18 protein-coding genes and 1 tRNA gene are annotated in these 21401 nt (G+C 48.0%); 8 read left to right on the forward strand and 11 right to left on the reverse strand.

Annotation, left to right across the window (positions count from 1 at the left end):
- Window positions 1-223: 223 nt before the first annotated feature.
- Window positions 224-2059 carry a hybrid-cluster NAD(P)-dependent oxidoreductase gene (locus C9I98_RS08210; protein ID WP_245907113.1) on the forward strand — a complete coding sequence of 612 codons (1836 nt, stop codon included), beginning with the start codon at window positions 224-226 and terminating at the stop codon, window positions 2057-2059.
- A 54-nt stretch (window positions 2060-2113) separates the two neighbouring features.
- On the opposite strand, the gene C9I98_RS08215 is transcribed toward C9I98_RS08210, so the two are convergent.
- The 3 genes from C9I98_RS08215 to C9I98_RS08225 form a co-directional block, all read right to left on the reverse strand.
- The gene (locus C9I98_RS08215) at window positions 2114-3163 is read right to left on the reverse strand and encodes a VPLPA-CTERM sorting domain-containing protein (RefSeq protein WP_036820278.1); all 1050 of its coding nucleotides are present in this window, start codon (window positions 3161-3163) and stop codon (window positions 2114-2116) included.
- A gap of 264 nt (window positions 3164-3427) precedes the next feature.
- On the reverse strand, window positions 3428-3943 hold the full coding sequence (locus C9I98_RS08220; protein WP_036820281.1) for a copper resistance protein NlpE: 516 nt from the start codon (window positions 3941-3943) through the stop codon (window positions 3428-3430).
- A 155-nt stretch (window positions 3944-4098) separates the two neighbouring features.
- Entirely contained in the window at window positions 4099-5502 is a 1404-nt protein-coding gene (locus C9I98_RS08225) for a tryptophanase (RefSeq protein ID WP_107271838.1), read from the reverse strand.
- 1152 nt (window positions 5503-6654) lie between these two features.
- Here C9I98_RS08225 and C9I98_RS08230 point away from each other — a divergent pair.
- A complete protein-coding gene (locus tag C9I98_RS08230; RefSeq protein ID WP_425440725.1) occupies window positions 6655-7932 on the forward strand; it encodes a peptidoglycan DD-metalloendopeptidase family protein in 1278 nt (425 codons plus the stop codon).
- Window positions 7933-8042: 110 nt separating this feature from the next.
- On the opposite strand, the gene C9I98_RS08235 is transcribed toward C9I98_RS08230, so the two are convergent.
- Both C9I98_RS08235 and C9I98_RS08240 read right to left on the reverse strand, forming a co-directional pair.
- Window positions 8043-8525 (reverse strand): GreA/GreB family elongation factor, encoded by a 483-nt coding sequence (locus tag C9I98_RS08235; protein ID WP_036832120.1) that lies wholly within the window; start codon window positions 8523-8525, stop codon window positions 8043-8045.
- Complete coding sequence (locus C9I98_RS08240; protein WP_036832122.1) at window positions 8522-9112, reverse strand: hypothetical protein; 591 nt, start codon at window positions 9110-9112, stop codon at window positions 8522-8524. The genes C9I98_RS08235 and C9I98_RS08240 overlap by 4 nt, the downstream gene beginning before the upstream one ends.
- Before the next feature lie 273 nt (window positions 9113-9385).
- Here C9I98_RS08240 and C9I98_RS08245 point away from each other — a divergent pair, with 273 nt between their 5' ends.
- The 3 genes from C9I98_RS08245 (at window position 9386) to C9I98_RS08255 (ending at window position 11173) form a co-directional block, all read left to right on the forward strand.
- The gene (locus tag C9I98_RS08245; RefSeq protein WP_036832124.1) at window positions 9386-9943 is read left to right on the forward strand and encodes a hypothetical protein; all 558 of its coding nucleotides are present in this window, start codon (window positions 9386-9388) and stop codon (window positions 9941-9943) included.
- A gap of 31 nt (window positions 9944-9974) precedes the next feature.
- Window positions 9975-10424 (forward strand): DUF3429 domain-containing protein, encoded by a 450-nt coding sequence (locus C9I98_RS08250; protein ID WP_036832127.1) that lies wholly within the window; start codon window positions 9975-9977, stop codon window positions 10422-10424.
- A gap of 131 nt (window positions 10425-10555) precedes the next feature.
- A complete protein-coding gene (locus C9I98_RS08255; protein ID WP_036832129.1) occupies window positions 10556-11173 on the forward strand; it encodes a PEP-CTERM sorting domain-containing protein in 618 nt (205 codons plus the stop codon).
- A gap of 32 nt (window positions 11174-11205) precedes the next feature.
- Here the strand turns inward: C9I98_RS08255 and C9I98_RS08260 are convergent, their stop codons facing one another.
- From C9I98_RS08260 to C9I98_RS08270, 3 genes are all read right to left on the reverse strand, one after another.
- Entirely contained in the window at window positions 11206-12150 is a 945-nt protein-coding gene (locus tag C9I98_RS08260) for a LysR family transcriptional regulator (RefSeq protein ID WP_036832132.1), read from the reverse strand.
- A gap of 98 nt (window positions 12151-12248) precedes the next feature.
- The gene (locus C9I98_RS08265) at window positions 12249-12995 is read right to left on the reverse strand and encodes an arylamine N-acetyltransferase family protein (RefSeq protein WP_036832135.1); all 747 of its coding nucleotides are present in this window, start codon (window positions 12993-12995) and stop codon (window positions 12249-12251) included.
- Between the two features lie 9 nt (window positions 12996-13004).
- Entirely contained in the window at window positions 13005-13592 is a 588-nt protein-coding gene (locus C9I98_RS08270) for an FMN-dependent NADH-azoreductase (protein ID WP_036832138.1), read from the reverse strand.
- Window positions 13593-13791: 199 nt separating this feature from the next.
- Here C9I98_RS08270 and C9I98_RS08275 point away from each other — a divergent pair, with 199 nt between their 5' ends.
- Window positions 13792-14175: a DUF2799 domain-containing protein gene (locus tag C9I98_RS08275; RefSeq protein WP_051902709.1), complete on the forward strand. Its 384-nt coding sequence runs from the start codon at window positions 13792-13794 to the stop codon at window positions 14173-14175.
- A gap of 336 nt (window positions 14176-14511) precedes the next feature.
- On the opposite strand, the gene C9I98_RS08280 is transcribed toward C9I98_RS08275, so the two are convergent.
- Window positions 14512-14602, reverse strand: a tRNA-Ser gene (locus C9I98_RS08280).
- 288 nt (window positions 14603-14890) lie between these two features.
- Here C9I98_RS08280 and C9I98_RS08285 point away from each other — a divergent pair.
- A complete protein-coding gene (locus C9I98_RS08285) occupies window positions 14891-15613 on the forward strand; it encodes a YebC/PmpR family DNA-binding transcriptional regulator (protein ID WP_036832141.1) in 723 nt (240 codons plus the stop codon).
- A gap of 67 nt (window positions 15614-15680) precedes the next feature.
- Here the strand turns inward: C9I98_RS08285 and C9I98_RS08290 are convergent, their stop codons facing one another.
- Both C9I98_RS08290 and C9I98_RS08295 read right to left on the reverse strand, forming a co-directional pair.
- Window positions 15681-16451: an ABC transporter permease gene (locus C9I98_RS08290; protein ID WP_036832144.1), complete on the reverse strand. Its 771-nt coding sequence runs from the start codon at window positions 16449-16451 to the stop codon at window positions 15681-15683.
- 1 nt (window position 16452) lies between these two features.
- On the reverse strand, window positions 16453-17088 hold the full coding sequence (locus C9I98_RS08295; RefSeq protein ID WP_036832146.1) for an ABC transporter ATP-binding protein: 636 nt from the start codon (window positions 17086-17088) through the stop codon (window positions 16453-16455).
- 291 nt (window positions 17089-17379) lie between these two features.
- On the opposite strand from C9I98_RS08295, the gene C9I98_RS08300 reads away from it, so the two are divergent.
- Complete coding sequence (locus tag C9I98_RS08300; protein WP_036831447.1) at window positions 17380-21399, forward strand: AsmA family protein; 4020 nt, start codon at window positions 17380-17382, stop codon at window positions 21397-21399.
- Window positions 21400-21401: the final 2 nt, after the last annotated feature.

The raw sequence follows: 21401 nt of genomic DNA on the forward strand, positions 1-21401 counted from the left end.
GTTCTCTTAATTATGGCGGCCAAATCGCTTATAAAAGTGATTAAAAACAACAATATGATTGATTCATATCAATATTTTGTAAGAAACATTAATGAAACTTATAGACATGCACTTCTACTGATTATTCAGTCACTTAGAAGCATTTTTAAGAGGCATGAAGTTCAAAAGACAATTTGGTAAAGTAATACCTCTTCACCGCTCAACTACAACCAAGGATGTTGCCGTGGCCAATTCTGTTGTTTCCCAACAATCATCACTTTCTCAAATTAATGTTTTTCCAATCAAATCCATTGGCGGATTGAGCCAATCTCAGGCTTGGGTTGAAAAACAAGGCTTAAGCTTCGATCGCCGGTTCATGGTTGCAGCCCAAGACGGTGTCATGATCACCGCCAGAAAATACCCCGAGCTCGTCAAGGTAACCGCCGCATTACAGCCAAACGGTATGGTACTGAGCTACCCGGAAAAAACGCCGCTGACGCTCAAATACAGTGAGTTTCTAATGGGTACGGAAGAAGCCACGGTTTGGGGAGACAGCTTTGAAGCCTACACCACAACCGAGCAAGCTAACGAGTGGTTTAGCGACATTGTTGGGGGTCCTGCCCAGCTGTTATTTACCGGTGAGCAGTCGAATCGCATCAGGGTGAAAATCAACCAAAATGTCAGCTTTGCTGATGGTTACCCGCTATTGGTGATCAGCGAGGCATCATTAAAAGCCTTGAATGAACGTAGCCCACAGCACCATACGATGGATCAATTCCGAACCAACTTGGTGGTATCCGGCGATGAACCGTTTATTGAAGATAGCTGGAAACGCATCCGCATCGGTGAAGTTGAGTTTGAAGCCATCAAGCCTTGTGCACGCTGTATTCTTACTACGGTGGATCCAAAAACAGGCCAATTCAACAGCCTCAAAGAGCCGCTGAACACCTTATCGAAGTTTCGCTCAGACAGCAGTGGTGATGTCTATTTCGGCCAAAACTTGGTTGCCCTCAACGAAGGCATCATTAAAGCGGGCGATCCTGTTGAAGTGCTCGAAACCAAACCCAAAGAGATTTACCCAGATAACTGCGAGCAGCCATTAACCCTAACCTGTGTCGAGCGCGAAGACGTCGCCAAAGATTTTTGCACCTTTTGGCTCGAGCCCACTAAACAGCAAAGCTTGCCTGTTTACCAGCCTGGCCAACACCTACCGTTACAACTAGAGATCAACGGCGAGTACATTGCTAGGCGTTACACCCTATCATCGAGTCCTTCGCGCCCTGGCCGATATGCGATTTCGGTTAAACGTATTGACGAGGGCCGTGTCTCTAATTGGCTACATGATCACTTCCAGGTAGGTGATAGCTTGGTGGCCGACCAGCCGGATGGGACATTCCACCTTGGTCACCATACCGACAAACTATTGCTGCTATCTGCAGGCAGTGGCGTCACCCCGATGATTTCAATGCTTCGCTACCTTGCCGATAACAACCAAATCCGCGATGTGGTGTTCTACCACCAGTGCCGCACCGAAGACGACATTCCTTATAAAACTGAGCTAACCGTACTGGAAAAACAATTCCCGAACCTCACCGTGCACATTGCACTTAGCCAACCGACCAAAAGTTGGTCTGGGCTGCGAGATCGCCTTTCTGCCAAGCACCTGAAGATCATTGATGATCTCACCGATCGCCAAGTCTTCGTGTGTGGTCCGGACGCTTTTATGACGCAAGCCAAAGACATGCTACAACAAGCTGGCGTTGCACTTTCTAACTATCACCAAGAAGCGTTTGGTATTGCTAAAAAGCAACCCAAAAAAGAGCAGGTAGTGACCGTGAGTGTCGATGGCAACCTGTTCCAAGGCAACAACAGCAAAACCCTGTTAGAGCAAGCGGAAGACGCTGGCGTGATGATAGCCAATAGCTGCCGTGCAGGCTTGTGTGGCGCATGCAAAGTGACACTGGAATCTGGCGAGGTTGAACAACCGGATGTACCTGCCCTATTACCCGGAGAGAAAGAAGCTGGAAAGGTGCTCGCGTGCTGTTGTATACCTAAGAGCGATATTGAAGTGGTGAGCTAACAAAAAAGCGGCTTATGAAATACTTTCATAAGCCGCAATAGCTCTCAGTTTTTATTAAGCTTTTTTCATTTTACGTCGTGCGATACCCAAACCAGCTAAACCGCCAAACATCACCCAAATTGAAGCTGGAGCTGATACTGGAGGGGTTGGCTCAGTAAAATCAATAGCACAATTAGAGCCGCTCACGTTCTGGAAATTGATTTTATCGGTAATTACCTGTCCACAAAACTGAACATTATTAAATACAGCTTCGTTGTCAGATGAACCAATATCCCACATTGACATACCTTGGAAAGTAACATTATTAAAGCCAAAACTGCTTGAGTCATCATCAACAAAGAACAATACGTTATTATCGCCAATATCACCATCAAGCAATAGATTACTCTGACTAGCTAGCATAGCTTGATTATTTTCAACTCGAAATACCAAGATGTCGTCGGCATCACCAACAATGGTTAAGTTAGAATTGGTAATACTGAAATCATTATCATTAGTAACAATGTCAATATAAGTCAAACCGTTGATACCATCATTACTGTAGTCCCAAATGGCATTGGATTGATTATTTACTTGCCCGTCACTGAGGTTTATTGTAGTGCCGGTAGCAGCCGCTCCAGATATTTGGGTGAAAAAGTTATCTAACTCTGTTACTAACCCTGAGTGATCAATATTGGTATGAACACCATTATTATTCGCTAAGTTCGAAAAACTTGCGGTGCCAGCAGTGGAATTAAAGCGACTATTAGAATTGCCATCATTACAGGTACCAAAGCCACTACCACAATCTATTCCCTGACTACCCACTCCAGTGTCAGCAGAGTGAACATCTGAATTACTAAAATTGAAAAAGTCATTACCAATAAGCGCTGCATCACCATCTAAAGTAATACCTTGTGATACTGTTCGGGCTGTGCCACCAGGCAGGGCAGGCAACGAGCCCGGGGGAGAGGTACTATTATTCACCCCAATCGCACCAATTTCAGAATCTGACATTAGAAACTGGTCGCCCGTAGTAATTACCATGTAGTCGATTACATCTGCGCTTGCAACAACAGGCGCAAGAAATAAAGAAGCTGCCAATACTTTTGTACATTTATTCATTGGTTTCTCTCCCTTTGCTTTGACTGAATAAAAGCAATAAAGAGGCCAACTTTATATCACATATAATATCAAACACTTAAATTAATCACACTTAGACTCCTGATAAAAGAAGGTGAATGTTGTAAAAAATCCCGACGCTAAAATGCCGATATCATAAACAGCCATGTCAAATATTCTGACACTTATAAAATGACAAAACCCCAATATTGAAAACAATATTGGGGTCTATCTAAAATGTATTTATAGGAAGTTAAATCGTCATACTTACTGCTTCTTCAACACATAGTGCTCAGCCAGATCACCAGTGATCCGGTTTCCTTCACGATCTAATCGAAACAGCTGATTTTCAGCCACAAAATACTGCACGGCTGAATCGCGGCCTCCTACCAACGCAATGGTATTGCCCGCGCTGTTCCAATTGAATGTTCCTTCTTGTTCAAACGTGCCATTTTCTTCACCTAAGTAAACTTCAGTCAGGGTGAAGGTGCCGTCGGTTTGAATATTCAGCTCCGTCCTGATCCCTTCGCAACTTGCGCATGGCAAGATCCCGGTATAAGTACCATTCCAATCCAGTGCATTGCGGGCATTGTGGGCGGTATCGGCAATAGGTTGTTCTACTACCGGCTGTTCAACCTCCGGCAACTGCTCAGGTTGCACCTCTAGCTGCGCTGCCGGTGCGGTGTCGCTCTCTGGTGCCGTTGTGGTTTCTGGCGTAGAAGATTGGTCGCACCCCGTTAAAACAACGCCAGCCAAGATTAATGTGAGTAAGGTTTTTTTCATACTTATTCCTTATCTACTTATCGAGATATCTACTGATAACAGCCTCTATCATGGCTAGCGATTGTCTGTTTTCGGTCATCGGCAAGTCAGCCCCCAGTTAAAAAACACTAACCAAAGCACTGACTTGCTAACGATTTACCCAATCTGATGAACCTTTAACTCGATACCGGTTTTAATCGCGCAGTGAAGTGGCGCAACACCGGCGGCTCATACTCAAACTCCAATCCTTTGATGGTCGATGCCCGCTTGCATACCTCTATCAAGGCATCGGCAACATAGTCCATGTGATCATTAGTATAAACCCGTCGCGGGATGGTCAGGCGCATTAGCTCCAGTGGGGTTGGCTTTTGAATGCCGGTTTCAGGGTCTCGCCCCAGTAATAGCGAGCCTATTTCTACCGCCCGCACACCCGATTCAATATAAAGCTCATTACACAAGGCATGGGCTGGGAATTGCTCTGGTGGGATATGAGGCAGTATCTTCTTGGCATCAACAAACACAGCGTGTCCGCCCGTTGGATACTGGATAGGCACCCCTCCTTCGCGTAGCCGCTCTCCCAAGTACTTCACTTGGCTAATTCGATAGTGCAAGAAGTCTTCATCGGCAGCTTCATACAGCCCTCTTGCCAACGCTTCCATGTCTCGCCCTGCCATACCACCATAAGTCACAAACCCTTCCATTGGTACGCAACGGGTACGTACCGCTTGGAACAACTCTTCATGATCACGGATACAGCACAGCCCGCCGATATTCACCATGGGATCTTTCTTGGCCGACATCGTTAAAATATCACCGTAACGATACATCTCGCGGATGATCTCAAGGATCGGCTTATCGGCATAACCCGGCTCCCGCTGCTTAATAAAGTACGCATTTTCACAGTAGCGCGCCGAGTCTATGACCACCGGAATATCATTCTGCTGAGCCAGCTCGTAGACCTGGCGCATATTTTCCATCGACACCGGCTGGCCGCCAGAGCTATTACAAGTCACAGTGGTAATAATGGCAGCGATATTGGTCGAACCATGTTGTTCAATCGCTGCGGCGAGTTTCTCGATATCAAAATTGCCTTTCCAATCATCATACGTAGTGGTGTGGAAGGCACGTTCAGTCAGCAGATTAACAGCCTTACCACCGCTCATTTCAATATGGCCCGCTGTTGTATCGAAGTGAAAATTCGATAGGAAAACCGCTTCGCTTCCCCCACGTACATTGCGCATTCGATCAATCAAGCAAGGAAAGAGGATCTGCTCGGCTCCTCGCCCTTGGTGTGCAGGGATCGTCAGGTTGTAATCAAAAAAATGCTTAACGGCATCGCACAAGTTGAAATAATTACGGCTTCCAGCGTATGACTCATCGCCCAGCATCAACCCCGCCCACTGCTTATCACTCATCGCACCGGTACCGGAATCAGTCAGCAGGTCAATATAAACGTCTTCGCTACGTAGCATAAACGGGTTATAACCCGCTTCCTCAAGGGCTTGACGGCGATCGTTCTCGTCAGTCATGCGAATGGGCTCAACCATTTTAATGCGGAAGGGTTCAGGAATGCGTTTCATTGTAATTTCCTCATAAGCAATCACTACCCGCTCTAATGAGGGCAGTTATTCATCGTCTAAACAAACAGGTTTTATGTGCTGGCTCAGTCGCCAACTTAACGGTGCTTATGCGGCAGGGAAGTCGTGGGTAAGGCGAAAATCTTGATTAAACCATGATGACAACACCAGAGTGATGTCAGGCACTACCAAGGCAGTCTTGCTCGTCATGTCATCAGTCCTTTGTCTAGGGTGAAAAAGTCTTGGTTAAAGAAAACTTGGATAAAGAAAATTCACTCGATTTTTCTAGTATAGACATAGGTAAAAATTTTAAGCCACCGGCACAATGTGGATTTGTGAATCAAATAGCTCAACAAACATCAGAATGAACTTTAATTTCAAACTCAGGTTTCAAACCAATGTATAAATTAACTTAATACATTAACCACAACAGTTAAGCCTGACCAATAAATCTATTTAAAACAAACAGATAAAAACAAATACAAAGAGGACGAAAAGCGACCATTTCGAGTCAAACTTTATACCTTTTGCAGATAAAAGCACGAAAATAACGTGATCGATGTATCAAAAATGTGTGCAAAGTAAGGCAGGAAAGTCAAATTCAGCATACATTCAGCTTCGCAGTGTGACACTGCATGCGTACTGTTTTTTACGAGGAATATCACACATGAGGTGCAGTTGTAATAATCTCGCCCGCATCAAACGCAAGTTTTGGCAGCGACTAATATACAAGTCGATTCACATCTGCAAAGACTGTGGCAAGGAATTTAAAATTTCATAAGTTTGCTTACTGCATCTTATGTAAAGTTTCATTCTATTGATGATTCTCGATAGCAAAGCCACTTTTTGTGGCTTTTTGTCTGACTCCAGACTGAATTTACCCGCCTGAAAAACGTGAGCCCGATCACCGAAATAAGCAAAAATAGCCCTCCCACCTTAAAAAAGTGTAAATCCGGAATTTTTTGACAAACAAGAAGTCCTACCTGTGGCAATATGTCTGCCGATTTGAAGCTAATGCCCACGCATTAATTATGGTCGGTATGGATACCAGGTGCTTCACTCGCCATACCCAAGACAAAGAACCCCTTTAACTGAACAATAACGACGAGTTCTTTTTGTATGTCATCGCAAAAAATGGCATCCCCAGCAAAGTGGATGTCAATCAAATTCCTAGGGCTAGCGGGCCTTTCTGTTGTCACGCTGGCTGCTATTTTAAGCTTTAATGCATCACCGATCCGCGAAGTGCCATTAAACCTAAACATTTCGTCGACACCATGGACAAATGAAGGCGCGACTGATCAAGCGACGATTACCCCTCCGCGCTTTGCCTACACCATCCAAAAAGGTGATTCGCTGAGTCAAATTTTCTCTCGGCTAAATGTTCGCTACAGCGATATTCAGCTACTAATGGAAGCCGATCTTAACCACCTAAAAATCGACACCTTGCAGCCAGGCCACCGACTTCGCTTTTGGTTAGATGGTGAAGAAACTCGCCTTGAGCGCCTTGAGTTAGAATTCAACCTAGCAGAAAAGGTGGCGTACCAACGTGTCGATGACAGCACCTTCGAAATCGAAGAGATCTCTATCCCTGGTGACTGGGCTGATACAATCGCGACGGGTGAAATCAACGGTAGCTTTTCGTTATCGGCGCAAAAAGCCGGACTAAATAGCGCCGAAATTTACGAGATCACCAACCTACTCAAAGACAAACTGAACTTTGCCCGTGATATCCGCGCCGGCGATAAGTTTGAAGTAGTTGTCTCGCGCCAATCAGTCAAAGATACCTTAACGGGCCAACACGAACTGCGTGCGATTCGAATTCACCGCCGTGGCAACCCGGTTACCGCTTATCTCCACGGAGATGGCAACTTCTATGATGCCGATGGTGAAAGCCTGCAACGTGCATTCCGCCGCTACCCTTACCCGACCAACCAGAAGTTCCGTATCAGCTCGCACTTCAATCCGAAGCGCCGCCACCCTGTCACGGGCCGTATTTCTCCACACAACGGCGTTGATTTTGCCACCCCGACTGGCACGCCTGTACTCGCCACCGGCGATGGTGTGGTTGTACAAGCCTTGAGCCACCCTTATGCGGGTAACTACATCACGATTCAACATGGATCCAACTACCGTACCCGCTACTTGCATAACAGCAAGAACCTCGTGCGTAAGGGCCAAAAAGTCTCTCGTGGTCAGCGAATTGCCCTAGCAGGAGCAACAGGCCGAGTAACAGGAGCACATATCCACTATGAATTTTTGATCCGCGGTCGGGCAGTTAATCCGATGACAGCCAATATCCCAATGGCTTCATCAGTGCCGAGTAAGGAAAAAGCACAGTTCAAGGAAACCGTCGCGTTGTACGATGAGATGATGGACGATCAGCAAAGCCTGCTATTTAGCATGAATAATGAGAATGGTGAGCCTGAAGCTTAAGTAGAAACGTAGAAACGGTAGAGGCGATACGCCTCTATTGAATGGTAAAGTGAAAGAGAGGAAAGACGTAAGTCTTCCTCTCTTTGCCGTTGTATTTTTTTAACCGGAAGCTAGTAGATAGCCTCTACATCGTAGTACACCACGTTGTTAGCAATGTGGACATCAACTTCGTCGCCCTGCTCGCGACCAATTAACGCCTCGCCAAACGGTGAATTAGGTGTCACAACCACAATCTCCTTGCCGTCGTGAACAACTTTCAGTCCGCCAGCTGCCGGACCAAAGAACACGTATTTGTCATTATCGTCGATATCAATAAGGTGAATCACACACCCGAGTTTGACTTGCGCCAAATCCGCAGGCATCGACACTTTAAGTTTCTGATAGGCAGTAATGTCTGCCCGGCATTCAGCCGCCCTCTGTGCCTGGCCGTGCGCAAGATACGCCGCCTCCAACGCTAAGGTGTCATATTGGTTTTCCGCTACATTTTGGTCATCGGTTGCGGTGTCCTGCGCCCGCTCTGTGGCATCGAGGGCGCTTTGGTACACGGTATTTAGCTCGGCAAGGATTAAATCAATCAACTGGTCTTTATTCATTCTTCCACCAGCTCATAGGTTTTACCCATTTCATCCGGTGCAATGCCGTAACCAGACTCCACAAGGTAGCCGTCCTTATAAACCTTCATGCCCTGATCATTCCACTCAACCGCAATCAGTGCCGTCTCACCGTCTTGTGAACCAAGCAATGTCAGCAGATCTTCCGTAATTGGGATCGCCTTGATTGTGCTCACCCTTTTAAATGGCATAAATCGGTCAAACATGGGTAACTCCCCATAGGTCGATTCCCACTTATCGCGTGGCACCAACCATTCATTGTACACGGCACCACTAATTGGCTCTGGGTTGCGCGCAATAATAACTTGCTCGTTCACCACGTTTTCAGTTTCGACGGTTGGTTTGCCGTCTTCATCGGCGACATAGGTTTTAAAGGCCCGACCAATTTCAACCTCATGAGGTAACCTACCCAGTGTTACTGCCTTTTTTTGATACTCAGGAGCGTCGGTAAATAACACCATTACCTGGGGAATATCCTGAAATTTTACAGGCATACTTTCAACAGCCGCACTCACCGCCGACGCCGAAAACGTCACGAGAGCTGCCACTGCCAGCAAAAGCTTCTTCATCTTAATCTCAATTAATATTTGCTAACCGCACTATGTTAATGCCTATAGCCAAAAATTGATAATAGCCGATCTACATAAAACCAAGATGTAAACGATTGGCATTGAACGGACATCACAAAATATTTTTCTTTGCCCTCCATTGCCAAGCTATTTGGGTTTGACACCCATCAAACAATGGTTAAATATTCACCACATCAATATTGGTTTATGTGCATAATGGTTGGTGTAGCCCTGCGCTGCCGTTTCCCCCTTACAATATGAGGAGGTAACACCATGTCTAATAATACGAATACCATAAAGTGGCTATTACATGGCCTCATTTTTGCACCAGTTGCCCACCTACTCATTGGCTTGCCACTCTTTTTTGCTTTATTTGCCGGCTCGGTCAGTTTCAGTGTTGGTATACTGCTACTCCTTGCCGCGTTGCTATTGCCCTTCGAGCTACTCGATTCGTTGGCACTTACCTATACCGTCACCGGCAAAATCATTGTCGGCTTAACGCTGTACCATGGTTGGCCATTGGTTATTATGAGCCTTGCGCCTGCGCTGTACTTGCTTGTACTTGCCAGCTTCAACCAATGGCTAAAAGGCACTAACTTTGCGGGCTGGGTGACATACATCGTCGAAACGACCTGGCGGTTGATCGCTTTATCTTTCGTCGTGTTCGGCATCGCCATACTGGTCGGGTTCAGCCTGAAAATAGCCGCAATACTTTCATCAATCGCATCAATTGGCTACTTAGCCAAACGCCTATATCGCTTCTACACCCCGCTATGGAGCCAAACTATACGAATGATTCAGGAAGAGAGGCAGCAATCGACTATGCTTTGAAAAAACACGATTTTTCAAAGGAGCGAAGTCCATGACGCAATCACCGGATCAAATCATGTCACGATTAGGCTATCTAGGCTTGGTCCCGTTCGTACTGACGATTATCTGTATCTGGGCTGATAAAACCCTTTTCGGACTGGAAGCTGAAAAAGTCTTTGTCGCCTACAGCGCCGTAATACTCAGCTTTTTGTCTGGTGTGTTATGGGGAAACGCCATCGACCATATCAAGCATTCACTCAGCCGCAATGCGCTCATTTTGAGTAACTTGTTCGCGCTCATCGCTTGGGGAGTGTTGCTCCACTCCCCCGAAAGCCATTTATGGTCGGTGTCGGTTTTGTTGTTCGGTTTTATTGCGATTTGGTTTGCTGAAAAGAAGGTCCGCGAGGTTGAGCATGAAAACCGACCAGCAGGCTACCAACCGCTAAGAAACCGCCTCACAGCCGCGGTTTCCCTGTTTCATGTGGCAGTTATTCTAAGCTAGGTGCTGTCGGTATTTTTTACAAAAAGCGATTTTATATGTTAACCAAGCCAACTCAACATGCTGTTTTTTAAATGCATTTAAACATTGGTATTCATTTTGCTTTTACTTCATTTCAATCACGGAGGTTTGTTATGAATATTCGCAAAAGTACTTTGATGTTGCTATGTACAACAATGATGTCCTCAACAGCACTTGCTACGCCTATGTTCACCGGATTTATTAGTGATGGCATGTTGCCTAATAATACCAGTGACCACTTTACTCTAACTAACAACTCAAATGCTGGTGAAACAATCACTAAAATTACATTCGATATTAGTTCAACGAACCTTTTTTTTGACACCTCCAATGTAGCACCTGGCAACATTGGTAACGATTTTATGACTAATGGTGCTTCTGATACCGTTGGCGAAACTTACCCAGCAACCGCAATCTCTAACGGCTCGCAGAGCGTGGATATCACTTTTTCCAACTTTGATGCCAGCGAAACATTTATCTTCGGGGCTGATTTTGATGACTTCGGTGACATTGATGGCACCCATCCAGATGTATCAGATCTCTTCGGTACGACTATGGCTATCATGTTCTCAGATGGCACAACATTACTCGGTGAGTTCATCGATACAAACTCGCAAGGTTTTGGAGCTGAATGGTCACAAGTTCCAGAGCCTAGCGCCTTATCATTGCTAGGCTTGGGACTCTTAGCTTTCGGTTACCGTAATAAAGAAAAAATGACACGTGAGATTTAAGCACAGTAAGAGTATTCCCTTAGCAGGCTCATCTAATGTGACCTTTTCAATAAGGAAGTACTCTTCACATTATTAATAATCAGCTCCCTCAGCCAGCGGTGGCTGGGGTCCAGATCAAAGTGACGATGCCACATTAGCACATAGCCACCGGGCACCACATCGACCGGGACTTCCAAGGTATGAAGGGCAAAGTTACTCACCATATGCGCAGCATATTTAGCTGGAGCGCACAAAATAAGGTCGCTTTTTTCGCACAAGCTCATTGCACTATAGAAGTCCGTCATGGTGACGGCGTTGTCCCGTTTAAGCTGCTGTAGCTGCAATACGTCATCCAATAACCATTTATCGATACCACCGAAAGTGACCTGCAAATGTCGGTACTTCAAAAAGGTGTCTAAGTTCCAATCTTCCTGAAGCAACGGGTGCCCTTCGCGTACCAAGCAAACCGGACGGTCACGGGCCAACTCTACAAACCTTAGCTCAGGTGGAATATTGTCAAAATGTATAGGAGAGCGTTCGTCCCACTCAACCCCACAGATCGCCATATCGATCTCGCAGCGCAGCAACATACCCTCGCTGTTATTGCCCCACATTTGCGCATTCACCGATACTTTCGGGGCTTGGGCCAGCAACGCAGGCATGAAATAGGGATAGGTTAAAGAATAAGCGGTTTCAACCATGTGCAGGCGAAATTCACGTTCGCTCTGACTCGGATCAAAGTGGCTGGGACGGGTAAACTGATCAAGCTGCTGCAACACTTGGCGTAACTGTGGTGCCAGTTGCTTAGCTCTGGGGGTCGCCCTTAAACCATGGGCAGTACGCTCAAACAATTGATCATCAAATGTCTCACGAAGCTTGGCCAATTGCTTACTGACGGCGGATTGGCTCAAGTGCAAGCGCGAGGCAGCAGCCGTTACGCTCTGCTCTTCTAGCAGCACTTCCAATACTCTTAGCAAGTTATAATCGAACTGAGACACGGGCTTATCGACCTTCTTTATACTTATAACAAAACGCCCACAATCGTTTGTAGGCGCTTTATTAGTTTAAGTTTTTTTGCCGAGGGATTCGATCTTTCTTACTCATCCAACCCGAACAACTCACGAAGCAACGAGGGAATTGCTTGCTCGTTGATCGCTTCTTCCCGCTTATCCGCCCCCACAGTAGTGATCAAGGCATCATCGGTTAAGGTCATTCGGCCATCCGGCTTTCGCATTGAGACGAGCGTCTTTTGGGTGAACCATGAATCCGGCGATGTTTGCACATAGTGGCTCGCGCCCGCAAAGTCCTCGCGCTGCCATGGCACATCAGCAAAGATATAGCGAGGCACCCACTTTCCTTCTTCGCCCAACATATACAAGGCTTTGATATCTTCAAAGTCATCCACTTTGTATTGGGTATCTTCACCTTCTGTCACAGCCACAGCATCAACAGGGATCGGCTCGCCGTAATCTCGTCCGTTGCCAACATCCGCCAAATACCTCGCGCCATCGATAGTCACAATCAGTGCCATATGATTACGCTTACCGGCAAACGGTTCACCCGTGTTCATTTCCGCGCCAATAAACTGCACTGTAAAGCCCAAGTCGACCAATAGATCGTGAAACAAGGCGTTAGACTCGAAACAGACACCACCACGCTGATTGTTGATGATTTTGTCGAAGACGCCTTCAGGAGATAAATCCAATGGGAGCTTGCGGCGAATGTATAAATTCTCGAACGGGACAGCTAACAAAAACTGCTTCTGTAATGTCGCCAGTGCCGCCAAGCTAGGTGTAGCGTCGCCTTCATAGCCGATACGTTCAAAAAAAGCCTGTGTGTTCATACTCACCACCTATGCTGCATCTGACAGTGACAGTTGTTCAATCTTACTGTGAATTTTATCCAAGCTACCACCGCTGTCCGGCATGTCCAAGCCAGCCGCATGGATAAAGGTCACATCAGTTAAACCCACCATAGAGAGCACCATCGCCAACTGTTGCTCAATGGCATCAACCTGACCACCGCCGCTTGCCAACACAACCACCACTTTTTTGCCGGTTAAATAGCCCTGCGGGCCTTGTTCGGTATAGTTAAATGTCACGCCTGCACGGGTGATATAGTCTATCCAGGATTTGAGGGTACTTGGGATCATGAAATTGTATACCGGCGCCCCTATCACCAAAATATCATTCGCTTTCACTTCTTCAATCAATTGGGTTGAAAGCGCTTCAGCCTCACGCGCCAAATGATTCTGCTCGCCTGCAAATCCTTGATAGGTATCTGCCCCAAAATGCGGAATAGGAAACTGCGCGACATCCCTCTCGGTTACGGCAACGGCTGGCAACTGTTTTTCTATACGGCCAACAATTTTCTCTACCAACTGGCGTGAATGCGATTCTGCCAAGCGAAGGCTGCTGTTTACCACTAAAACTTTTTTCATTTTCCTACTCACTTCAACACTAAACAATAATTGCGGATGAGTATAAAAGTTCAAGTTAACTTTAAGTCAACAGCCAATTTCAACATTTTTCATAGCGGTGATGCTCTCGCAAAAATGAGAAATTGTCTCAGTCGACATATCGCCGATCTGCTGCTTTATTTAAATGGGTATTTAATGTTTAAGATATTAAGGAGTCAAGATGAAGTTAATAACGGCTATCCTTGCCAGTATCTTTTTATTCGGCTGTTCGGCAACCGATACCCAGCTAGCCAAACAGGATCAATGGGAGCAGCTCGGCTTCAATGATGGTGCCAGAGGTAAACACCAACGCTCCGCTACCGAACTCACTTTTCTTACCGTTGTTGATCAAGACCAGGTAGAGAAATACAACAATGGCTTTGTGAGAGGCAACGCCCAGTTCTGCAATCTAGATACAGCCTATGAAAATGGCTTGTACGGCAAGAAATACCAAGGCCAATGCTTTGACTACGAGCACGAACCTGAGCTTGTGAGCGCATGGCACAAAGGTTATGAACGCTATGTGATCATGAGAGAGACGTTTGAGGTAAGCTCGTCGGATTAGTATTGCTTGCCAAGCCAATCAAAACATCACCGAATTGCGAATGCCCAAAACGACAAAACCCCAGCATTTCTGCTGGGGTTTCTAATGTGGCGGAGCTGGTTTGGTATAGCGGGATTTTTAAATCCCTATTATTACCCCGTAAAACGACGAAAGCCTCGTCATTCGACGAGGCTTTCTAAATGTGGCGGAGTGCTTCGAGGGTATTGCGGATTTACTTCGCCCTACGGGCCGTTGCTTTAAAGCGCCTTCGGCTAGCAACGTTGTCTCGCTTCGCTCGGCTGAACCCTAGATTCCGACGTAAAAAAGCCCAGCAATTCTGCTGGGCTTTTTTGAATGTGGCGGAGAGATAGGGATTTGAACCCTAGATACGCTACAAACGTATGCCGGTTTTCAAGACCGGTGCTTTCAACCACTCAGCCATCTCTCCGTAAGTGCGGCGAATAATACGGGCTTAGCGGCAGGGTGTAAAGGATAAATTTATCAATAAAAGCTGACCGTTGCTCTTTTCGCCACTGTGCTGCACATAAAACCATATGCTTCCTCCCTTATGGGTCGAAAGCGCGATTTTTTCTTACTTTATCAGTGGCAAAAACCTTGCTGACTACCACACAACAGCGGGACAAAGCGATGATTACTTCTAGCCATCATGCCTTGCTTGCTGGTAAAATCCGCCCTCAACAGATATCCCAAATATCAGCAAAGAGAGTGATTCCCCATGGGAAGAAAGTTCGAAGTACGCAAATTATCTATGGCCAAGACGCAAGGCGCCAAGATCAAGGTTTACTCAAAGTACGGTAAAGAGATCTACGTCTGTGCTAAGAATGGTAGCCCTGATCCTGAAACCAACCTTGCGCTACGTCGTTTAATCGAAAAAGCAAAAAAAGACCAGGTACCATCTCACGTTATCGAGAAAGCGATCGACAAAGCGAAAGGTGGTGGCGGTGAAGATTTTGCAACTGCGCGCTACGAAGGTTTCGGTCCAGGCAACTGCATGGTTATCGTTGACTGTCTAACAGATAACAACAACCGTACCTTCATGGATGTTCGTCAGTGTTTCGTTAAGAACAACGCGAAGATCGGTGGCCCAGGTACTGTAGCGCACATGTTCGAGCACCAAGCTGTATTCCAGTTCAAGGGCGAAGACGAAGAAGCGGTACTAGAGAACCTAATGATGGAAGATGTTGATGTAAGCGACATCGAATGCGAAGACGGTGTAATCACTGTTTACGCACCACACACTGAGTTCTTCAAAGTGAAGAATGCACTTACTGCATCAATGCCGGACGTAACGCTAGACGTTGAAGAAATCTCGTTTGTTCCTCAAACAATGACCGAGATCGCTGGCGACGACATCCCTGCATTCGAGAAATTCCTTGATGCACTAAACGACTGCGACGATGTGCAGAACGTTTACCACAACGCAGAAATGGCTGATTAATTCACCCTTTCAAGCGATTAAAAAAATCCTCCGCATGCGGAGGATTTTTTTATCAGAATAATACTTTCTACACCTTCAACTGCCCATAGCGGTCAAATGCCGAGCGGCTAGCCAAAGTCAACGCGGTAGTGACAGACAATGTGGCAGAGATAAAGATCGCCACCATGATCACCAGTTGGTATTTCACCGCCAACAGCGGTTCCGTGCCTCCCAAAATTTGCCCCGTCATCATACCCGGCAAACTAACAATACCCAGTGTCGTCATCGAAGCAAGCTGAGGCCCTAATGCGGCTTTTACCGCCGTCTGGATAAACGGTTTTTCGGGCCTTGGTGCGCCCATGGCGAGATAAAACTGGTATTCCTCTTGCCGCTCTTTCAAGCTGCTATACCACCGCTCCAATGCCAATACATTGGCCGCCAGACAATTGCCCAACAACATGCCAGCTACCGGTATCAAGTATTGCGCCTGCCACCAGGGCTCGGCCTGAATCACACCGCCCAGCATCAAGGGAAGCACAACTGCCATGGCGACCACCTGCCCGGCTAAAATCGCAGGCAATACTTTCTTGACTTGAACGCCCGCGCGGCGGCAAATACTGTAGCCAGCCACGCTCACCATGATGCTTAGCCAAAGCGAGTTTAGCCATGGGTTTTGGAACTCAAATAAGGTCTGGAGGTATAAGCCGACAACGGCCAATTGGAGGGTCATCCGCAATGCGGCAGACACCAAAGTGCGCCCTAAGCCAAGTTGCCAGCGGTGAAACAAGAACAGCGGGATCAAATACAGTAAATAGAAACCTGCCATGGCCCAGTTGCTAATCGATAACGCATTATCCATGTCACTCTCCTCCCATATCATGCTGGCAATCGGCCGCTTCAACCCATACGGGATCATGAGATACCGACACCATGGTCAGCCCCTGCTCTTTCAGCAGTGCCATCACACGATCTCGGCTGTGCGGATCAAGCGCTGAGGTCGGCTCGTCCAACAACCATAGAGGGCGGTTCATCAACAAGGCGCGGCCAATGGCCAAGCGCTGCTTTTCACCGCCAGACAATTGTTTTACCGGGTGAGAAAGCGGATGCTTCAAGTGAAGTGATGTTAATACCGCCTCGCACTGAGAAGACTCTGGCTGCGGCGAAGACACGGCTTTCATCTGCCACGGAAGTAATAAGGCGTCACCGATCGTCTCGCCGCCCATCACAGGTTGCTGCGGAAGATAGCAAAATTGCTGGCGCCACCAGCCAAGGTTATGCTCGGAAATGATCTGTTGCTGCCATTGAAACTGACCGGATTGCGACGGGCGCAACCCCGCTAAAATCTGCAATAAGCTGGATTTACCACAGCCGGACGGGCCGGAGATAACCAGATGCTGGCCTGCATCCAGTGAAAGGGCTAAGAAGTTGCTGCTATCTGACTCAAAACCAGAACTTAACGCGTTAATCGTTAATATTGAGTTTTCTTGTTGTGTCATAAGACTCTCCCATCATGGCAGAGATTGTATGCGGGTTTATTACATGACTCAAATCGTTAGAAGTCATCCCGGCAATTAACAAAATCAATATACCCAAGCTACTTCAAGATGCAGGTTCAGCGAGAATTTCTAAGCTTGTAGGCAAGGGTAACTTGGATATGTAAGTAAAGTGTAAGTTCTTATGCAACCCGTATTTTCGCACCCCTGTTCATGGTATGGTTACAGCAATAAAACAGCATTCAAAAGTCTTACGATGGCCTGCATTGGTCGTCCCATCATCCGGCAGTTAGTATGAGCCAAGAAAAAAAAACACCAACGGCAACCGCCACACATTCTCAGCCTCAGCAACCTGTTGGCAAGCACCATCGGTTACGCAAACTTGCCAAGTGGGTGGGTATTGGGCTTGCTACACCAATCGCCATTACCACCACTGTGCTCAGCTATGGCATTCAGGTTGACCTTAATCCCTATCGTGAAGACATTAGCCAATGGCTAAGCAGCAGTCTCGAGCGTGATGTCCAGATAGAAGGCGATATCGGGTTGCTCCTCTCTTTTCGCCCCGAGGTTAACTTCAATGGCGTGAACATCGCCAATATTGACGCCTTCCAATGGCAGCCAATGCTCAGTTCCGGCAAGCTCAGCGCCAAAATCGGCGTGCTACCCCTCATTAACGGCACCTTGGCCGTTGATTACCTCGAGCTAGAAGACATTCGCCTTAACCTTGGCAAAAGCCACAATGGTGAGGTGAACTGGGTTTTCGGCAGCGCCCAACCAAATGCCTCTGAAAAAACCACGCAGCCACAAGAAAGTGGCTCACCGCTGACACTGGCATTGAGCGAGCACATTACCGCGACCAACATTGCGCTGGTTTATGAAGATCAAAGCGAAGGGCTCTACTTCGATTGGTACCTCAATAACCTAACGCTAAGCCAACCTGAAGACAATTGGCAGTTTGCCGCACAAGGCTCTGTGATTGGACAAACCTACGATATACGCCTTGCAGGGGACCTCGAGCAGCTTATCAACCACCAACAAGGCAAGCTCGCCGCCAGCGGCCAATTTGCCGGTGCGGAGCTGAATATCGATGCGGAAATTGTGCCGCCAAGCCAAGGAGAGTCGGTTGCCGACGTGGCCCTTAACTGGCAGAACACCCAACCCATCGAGGCACTACTCGGGCTGGACGTAAAACATGTCGCGCCACTGAATATCACCACCCAATTGCGGGCCTCTGCCAACAGCCTATCGGTAAAAGAATTGGTGATAGACAGTCCTATCACCCAAGGCAACGGCTATCTTGATATTACCCTCGGCGAGCACAACACCATTGATGGTGAGCTAACCATTCCGCTCATTGATTTGCGCCCATGGCTTCAACCTGAGCCAATGCCGATGATGCGGGCATTTAGCTCGGCGCCACCGCAACAATCGCCGTTGCAACGCGCCTTGGATCAATGGTTGATGAAAACCACTACCCGGCTCGATCTCGCCGTGCATGAAATCAAAGGGCTGGGCACCCCGGTTGAAAACCTCTCGTTGTCAGTGACGGGTAAAGACGGTGTACTGGCCGCGCCGATGACAGCCGACATTGCCGAGGTGCCTTTCCGTGGACAGGCTGAACTCAATGCCACCTCCGGTTTATCAACATTGGATATCTCGCTCGGCGCCAAGCAATCGCCACTCGGTGAAATGGCACGTTGGTTAACCGGTATGCCTTATGCGCGAGGCAACCTCGACTATGCCGAATTGTTGGTCAACACCCAGGGTACCAAGCTCTCTGAATGGCTCAACAACAGCCAAGTTGCACTTGCCGTGGATAAGGCCATCGTGGAATGGGGCAGTGAAGCCAGCTTTAGTATCGACCAAGCGCGGCTCAGTGCCGGTATCAACCAACCGTTCCAATCAGATATCCAAGGCCAGTTAATGGGCCTACCGGCACATATTCAAGCCAGGGCCGGTACGCTGGGTGATATTTTGAATCAGCGCGACTGGCAGACAACATTGACGCTCGATAGCCCTGCTCTCAATATCAATGCGAAAGGGCTGCTCAAGCAAACCCGCTGGCAAGAAGGAAGTTGGTTCGACCTTACCATTCACGGCGACGACGCCAGCAAGCTTAGCCCTTGGCTGGGCACCCAAACCAATATTTCCGGCGCGATCAACATCGACGGCAAGTTGAACTACCAACAAGGCTGGGTAGCACTTGCCATGCCGAATTTGAACGTGATGGATAGCCAAGGTGATATCAATGTACGCTGGCGGCCAGATGCCCAGCGCCCGTTCTTACACTTGGATGCCAACTTCGCTAAATTGGACTTTACCCAATTCGGCCAGTTCATCAATGATGAGGAGCTGCCGCAGGTTGAGCAAACCGTACCTACCCAAGGGGTCAACCTTGATGTCCCGCTGCTAGGCAGCGAGATTGTTATTGCCGATGCCGATCTCAATGTGCAAGTTGATACCTTAAAATGGGCCCAGCAGCAGATAGATGACCTGACGTTCAACGGCCAGCTGCGTGACGGCAGGATGTCACCTGCGCCATTCAAAGCACGCTATATCGGCAGCGAATACTCCGGTGATCTGGCACTTGGCATCAACAATGCAGCCATCGATGCCAAGTTAAACCTTGCGGTAAGCCAACCCGATGTCGGCGCTATTTTGTCGACATTCGACATCAGCAATGATTTCGATATCCAGCTACAGCGCGCCCGTTTGGCCGTCGCCCTATCGGGCAGCACCCTACTGGAGCTGATGGAGCATACCTCGGTCAACGCCGAGCTGTTTGGTGGCCAAGCAAGTATTGCCGATAGCTACACCGGCAAAGCCATGACGGTGAAGCTGGATAACGGCCGATTCCTAACCGGGCCAGATACCGCCACGGTATTGTCGTTCCATGGCATTGCCGCAGGCCAGGCAACCCGGTTCAAGCTTGATACCCTATCATTAAAACAAGTCAATGACGGACGCGATACCCTACCGGTTAACCTTGCACTCAATATTGGCGACATGCGCTTTGATGCCCACTCGCAATTAGCGTTACCGATAGATATGCAGAACCTGGATATGGCTTTCGAAGCCTATACCCCGAATCTTGATCGCTTCGCTGCTTTCTCGGATATCGAACTGCCGCCCTATGGCCCGTTAACGCTGAAAGCCCAACTGGCATCCAACCAAGAGGGCTATCACCTGAGCGATCTGCTGATCCAAGTGAACGAGAGCCAATTAACCGGGAAGGGGAGTTACCTGCCACCACTGAAGCCTGATGCTATTCCGCACTTGTCCCTAGCCCTGCGAGCACCATTTATCCAGTTGGATGACTTCAAAGCCGGCGACTGGCAACCGTGGGAGCCAGAACAACCGCAAGAACAGGCAACAGCAAAAGAAGGCAACCTAAAGCAGGAAGCGACTACCGACGAAGCAACTACCAAAGAAGCAAGCAATAATGAACAGGTTGAGCCTGCACCACAAACGGCGTTGATCAGCCCGGAAGGGCTCGACATGCTCACGGCCAACTTCCAACTGAATGTCGGCGAGGTTCGTTCCGGCAACGATTGGCTGGGCAGCGGTGAGTTAGACTGGCATTTGAAAGACGGGATTTTCACCCTTGAGCCGCTGCACGTGAAACTGCCCGGTGGCGATATTAAGCTTGATAGCACCATCAAGGCACAGGGTGAAATGTTCGATATCCAGTTCAATGGCAATATCACCAATTTCGATTACGGGGTATTGGCCCGCCGCTTGTCGCCAGAAACCGATATGCATGGCCGCCTGAGCACCGAATTCCAGTTGACCAGCTTGGCCAACTCACCCGATACGCTGATGAATAACGCCAACGGCTTTATTGGCTTTGCGGTTTGGCCGCAGACGTTCGAGGCTGACTTGATTGACCTTTGGGCAGTGAGCCTAACCGACGCCATCTTGCCGAGCTTCACCAAGGATGATCCGTCGGTGCTCAACTGTGTTGCCGCTGGCCTCGATATCAAGCAAGGGCAAATGCAACAGCGGGATCTGATGCTGGACACCACCCGTATTCAGGTCAACGGGCAATTCGATGCAAGTTATGCCGACCGCCAGTTTGGGCTATACCTGCGCCCACAATCGAAGCGAGCACAGATCTTCAGCCTCCAAACACCGGTGGAAGTGACCGGCAAGTTTGAAGACTTCGACTTCTCGGTACCGTTATCTGCGATATTGGAAACCTCGGTCAGGTTCACCACCAGCCCGGTCATATCGCCATTGCGCTGGTTGGTTGAAAAACCGATCGCGCCAAATGGAAGCCAACAATGCGAGCTTATATGGCAAGGTAAAGCCTAGCC

Origin of the sequence: Photobacterium sanctipauli (assembly GCF_003026495.1) — a bacterium.
In the GTDB taxonomy this organism is placed as follows: domain Bacteria; phylum Pseudomonadota; class Gammaproteobacteria; order Enterobacterales; family Vibrionaceae; genus Photobacterium; species Photobacterium sanctipauli.